The sequence below is a fragment of the Streptomyces sp. NPDC048659 genome (assembly GCF_040650575.1).
GTDB lineage: Bacteria > Actinomycetota > Actinomycetes > Streptomycetales > Streptomycetaceae > Streptomyces.
Map to the genome: position 1 here is coordinate 1 of NZ_JBEZHM010000130.1, position 4,650 is coordinate 4,650.

3 protein-coding genes are annotated in these 4,650 nt (G+C 70.9%); 1 reads left to right on the plus strand and 2 read right to left on the minus strand.

The annotated features are described in order from the left end of the window. Nucleotides 1-321: 321 nt before the first annotated feature. Both AB0C99_RS39480 and ychF read right to left on the minus strand, forming a co-directional pair. Entirely contained in the window at nt 322-2,526 is a 2,205-nt protein-coding gene (locus AB0C99_RS39480) for a DEAD/DEAH box helicase (RefSeq protein WP_362485306.1), read from the minus strand. Between the two features lie 139 nt (nt 2,527-2,665). Then, nucleotides 2,666-3,754, minus strand: coding sequence for a redox-regulated ATPase YchF (ychF, locus tag AB0C99_RS39485; RefSeq protein WP_362485308.1), 1,089 nt, complete (start codon nt 3,752-3,754; stop codon nt 2,666-2,668). Nucleotides 3,755-3,904: 150 nt separating this feature from the next. Between ychF and AB0C99_RS39490 the strand changes: the two genes are divergently transcribed. Then, a complete protein-coding gene (locus AB0C99_RS39490) occupies nt 3,905-4,501 on the plus strand; it encodes a DUF6542 domain-containing protein (RefSeq protein WP_362485310.1) in 597 nt (198 codons plus the stop codon). The last annotated feature ends 149 nt before the right edge of the window (nt 4,502-4,650 follow it).

Sequence of the window (4,650 nt, forward strand, 5' to 3'; positions counted from 1 at the left end):
TCCGGTCCCTTTCGCTTTCGCTCCGGGCCCTTCCGGCGGTTCCGACTCTATCAGATCCTTTCGGGCCTGACTCCCAGTCAGCGGGGTTTGTCTTTACGGCTGTTGGGCCGTTCCGACGAGTGAGACTGTAGCGGATTCCTTGTCCCCGAACCTAATCGGGCGACTTGCATCCGCATTCCGGAAAAACGCACAAGAAAACCAAACGGAACGACAAAGAACCGTCAGCTTCAGTGGATCTTGCGGAATGACTGCCCGGGGCCGATCGGAATCGGTGCTCACGTCGGACAGCTCGGAGGACATTACGCATCCGGGGAGACCGTGTCAACTTCGGTCCTCGCCGCCCACTCCTGCGGCGGGCGCGGGGCTCTCGTCCGCCATGCCCAGACGGGCCTGTTCCTCCTCGACGATCCGGCGGGCCAGCTCGATGTCCGACACGTCGACCGCGTCCGGGGTGGCCTCGGCCACGGCACTGCGGCGCGCGTAGGTGTCGAACAGGCGGGTCTTGGCTTCCAGCATCTCCACCATGCGTTCGTCCACGCCGCCGGTGGCCAGGAGGCGGTGCACCCGCACCGGCCTGACCTGACCCATGCGGTGGGCGCGGGCCACCGCCTGCTGCTCGATGGTCGGCTTGATCTGGGGTTCGCAGATGACGACGACAGAGGCGGCCTGCATGTTGAGGCCGACGCCCGCCGCCTGGATCTGGCCCAGGAGCACCGCCGGCCCCTGGACTCCGGCGAAGTCGTCGACGATCCGCTGGCGGCGCTCGGCCGCGACGCCGCCGGTCAGCGGGCCGAACACCGGAGTCGCGCCGGTGGTTCCGGCCGTGAGGGCGTCCCTCACCACGGCCAGTACGTCCTTGAAGTTGGAGAAGACCACGGTCTTCTGCCCGTTCTCGCCGGCCTCCTGAACGATTTCCCTGAGCCGGTTCAGCTTGGCCGACTTCTCGGGGCGCATGTACGCGGCCCTGCGCATGGCCATGAAGTTGCCCGTGCGCACGGCTTCGCGGTACTCCGCCTCGTCCGAGGCGCTCAGCTCCTCCCACTCGTCGGTCCGCTGAAGGCTCGGGAGTTCCGTCAGTACGTCCTCCTGGTTGCGCCGCAGGTACACCGGGGCCACCGCTTTGCGGAAGGCGACCGATCCGGCGAGCCCGTCGTGCTCGCCGAGCGAGTCCGCGACGTCGCCGTCCAGCATCCGAACCAGGTTGCGGAACTCCGCGACCCGGTTCTCCATCGGCGTTCCGGTCATGAAGAGGACGCGCGCGCAGCGCTCCGTCCAGAGGCCGACCGCTTGGGACCGCTTGGCCTGCGGGTTCTTCACCGAGTGCGCTTCGTCGACCACCAGCAGCCCGACCTCCCCACCGCCGGGAGCGGGGAATCCGCGCAGCGCGTCGAACGTGGTCACCCCGACGCCGCCCCGCCCCTTCCAGTCGGCGAACGCGTCACGCCGATCGGGGCCGTGGAGCACCATGACGCGCAGGGCGCTGCGGGCCTCGATCTCCCGGGTCCAGTTCACGAGGACGCTCGCCGGGCAGACGACCATGAAGTGGCTCTGCCCTTCGGCGGCCAGGTGGGCGAGGACGGCGATCGCCTGGATGGTCTTCCCGAGGCCCATCTCGTCGCCGAGTATCACCTTGCGCTGTGCGAGCGCGAACCGTGCGCCGAACGCCTGGTAGCCGCGCAGGGAGACCCGTCGGTGCGTGTCGTCGAGCTGCTGGATCCGTACCCGCGCCGCGACCTCGTCCGGCAGGAAGCCCTCGGCGGCGGCCGTGTCCGGCAGCCGGCCCGAGATCTCCGCCAGCAGGCTGTAGTACTCGGCGGAGCGGAGTTCGAAGTCCACCCAGGCCGCGATGGAGGAAGCGGGCCCCCGGAGCAGGTCCACCGAGGTCTGGGCGAGCAGCTCGGGCAGGCCCGCCTGCTCCGCCTCGTCCACCAGCGACCGGATTTCGGCGACCGCCGCGACCGCGCGGGCCTTCTTCTCCCGGCCGGCCAGCAGCAGCCGGAACCTTCCGGCGGCGGGCCGCGCGTCGGCGAGTGTCGGTCCGAGCCGGTCCGCCAGTGCGGTGGCCTTGTCGACCGTGCGCCGAGCGTCCGGGCCGGCCTCCACCAGGACGTGCAGGGCCGTGACGAGCGCGGTGGTGCGCGGTTCCGGCCGGTCCACGTCGATGTGGACGGCCACGGTCTCGTGGACGGCCTCGGCGAGCCGGCGAGCGGCGGCGAGCATCTGGTCGACGGTGCGCTGACCGACGCCGGGAATCTGCCGCAACCGATAGGGACCCGCGTCGAGGACGCTGCCCAGGGTGCGCAGCCCGCTCTTCTCGACGCTGCCCAGTCGCAGCCGCCCCTCGGTGACGTCCTGCAGCCGGCCGACGGGAATGGCGTCGAGCTCCCGCTTCACCGCCGCGTCGTGGAGCGGCTTCAGGGCGGCCCGTACCGCCTCCACCGCCCTTCCGTGGTCACCGACCACGGCCCGCGCCGCCTCGTACAGCCGCACTCCCCTCGCGACCGCGTCCCGCTCCCCACGCCCCACGTCTCCCGCCCCTCCTCGACCCTCCGCGCATCCTGCCATCGCGCGTTCCGGGCCTTCCCGGGTCACGGCGCGGGCCTGCGGAAAGACACCTGCGCCCGGCCCGCGGGCAGGCGGGCCGGGCGCAGGTGTCGCCATCGCGTCAGACGTTGAAGCGGAACTCCACCACGTCGCCGTCCTGCATGACGTACTCCTTGCCCTCCATGCGGGCCTTGCCGGCGGAGCGGGCCTCGGCTACCGAGCCGGTGGCCACCAGGTCCTCGAAGGAGATGACCTCGGCCTTGATGAAGCCCTTCTGGAAGTCGGTGTGGATCACACCGGCCGCCTCGGGGGCCGTCGCGCCCTTCTTGATGGTCCAGGCGCGGGACTCCTTCGGGCCCGCCGTCAGGTAGGTCTGCAGGCCCAGGGTGTCGAAGCCGACGCGGGCCAGGATCGCCAGGCCGGGCTCCTCGGCGCCGACGGACTGGAGGAGCTCCATGGCGTCCTCCTCGTCGAGCTCGGTGAGGTCCTGCTCCAGCTTGGCGTTGAGGAAGATCGCCTCGGCCGGGGCGACCAGGGCGCTCTGCTCCGCCTTGAAGGCGTCGTCGGTCAGCTCGTCCTCGTCGACGTTGAAGACGTAGAGGAAGGGCTTGGTGGTGAGGAGGTGGAGGTCGTGGAGGAGCTCCGCCTTCTCCGAGCCCTGGACGATGCCCTGCGAGAAGAGGGTGTCGCCCTTCTCCAGGATCGCCTGGGCGGCCTCGACCGCGGCGACCTTGGGCGCCGTGTCCTTCTTGATCCGCATCTCCTTCTGGAGGCGCGGCAGGACCTTCTCGATGGTCTGGAGGTCGGCGAGGATCAGCTCGGTGTTGATCGTCTCGATGTCGTCCTTCGGCGAGACCTTGCCGTCGACGTGCACGACGTTCTCGTCCTTGAAGGCGCGGATGACCTGGCAGATCGCGTCCGACTCGCGGATGTTCGCGAGGAACTTGTTGCCCAGGCCCTCGCCCTCGCTCGCGCCGCGCACGATGCCGGCGATGTCGACGAAGTCGACGGTGGCCGGAAGGACGCGCTGGGAGCCGAAGATCTCGGCCAGCTTGGTCAGGCGGGCGTCCGGGACGCCGACGACGCCGACGTTGGGCTCGATCGTGGCGAACGGGTAGTTGGCCGCCAGCACGTCGTTCTTGGTCAGGGCGTTGAACAGGGTCGACTTGCCGACGTTCGGCAGGCCGACGATTCCGATCGTGAGCGACACGGTGGCGACTTCCCTAGAGGAGTGGAGGTGGGGCGATCCCCCAGTTTACGGGGGCACAGGAGCGGCCCTTACGGCGCTCTTCGCGCCAAGGTCACCCAAAGGGCGTGTCCCGCACGTCGTTCCCGGCCCCTTCCGACCTACGTTGGTGGTGTGGAGCAGCACAGGACACGAAAGCCGCAGTCGAGGCGCCCCTCCGGGCGCCGCCCGGGGAGCCCCCTCACGCCGCCCGGCGCCCTCGTCGAGGGCGCCGCGGTCTATCGCGTCGCCGCCCGGCCGCGCCCCGCGCCGCCGATCGTCGTCGCGCTCCGCCGCCTGCCCAACCCACGGCTGACCGGCCTGGGCGCGGGCCTCTTCGCGTCGGCCGTGATGCTGGTGCTCGGCTTCCTCGACTGGCTGCTGCTCGACAGCTCGCCACTCGTCTTCGGCCTGCTGTTCCTGCCGGTCAGCGCCCTGACGGCGTTCTGGGTCCGGACCGCGGACCTGGTCACCGCCCCGATCAGCGTCCCGATCGCCTTCGCCGTCGGCGTCATCCCCATCTCGGGCGGTACGGGCGGGGTCGGCGGTCAGGCGATGGCCCTGGTGACGGCCCTCGCCGTGCACGCCGGCTGGCTGTACGGGGGCACCCTCGTCGCCGGCGTGATCGCGAGCGTCCGCAAGGTGCGGGACATGGGCCGGCGCCAGCGCGCCGCTGCCGCCGCCGGCCCCTCCGTACGCCCGGTACGCCGCCCGGCCCCCGAACGCGGTTAGCCGACGACGAACGCGAGGGGGCCGGAGCCGGAGCGGGGGCAGGGGTGTCCGGACGTGGCGGCGCCCGGAGCGAGCGAAGCGAAGCGGAGGTCGCAGTCCGGTCCAGGTCCGCGCTCATCCGCAGCGAGGTGACCACGATCCGCAGGTCC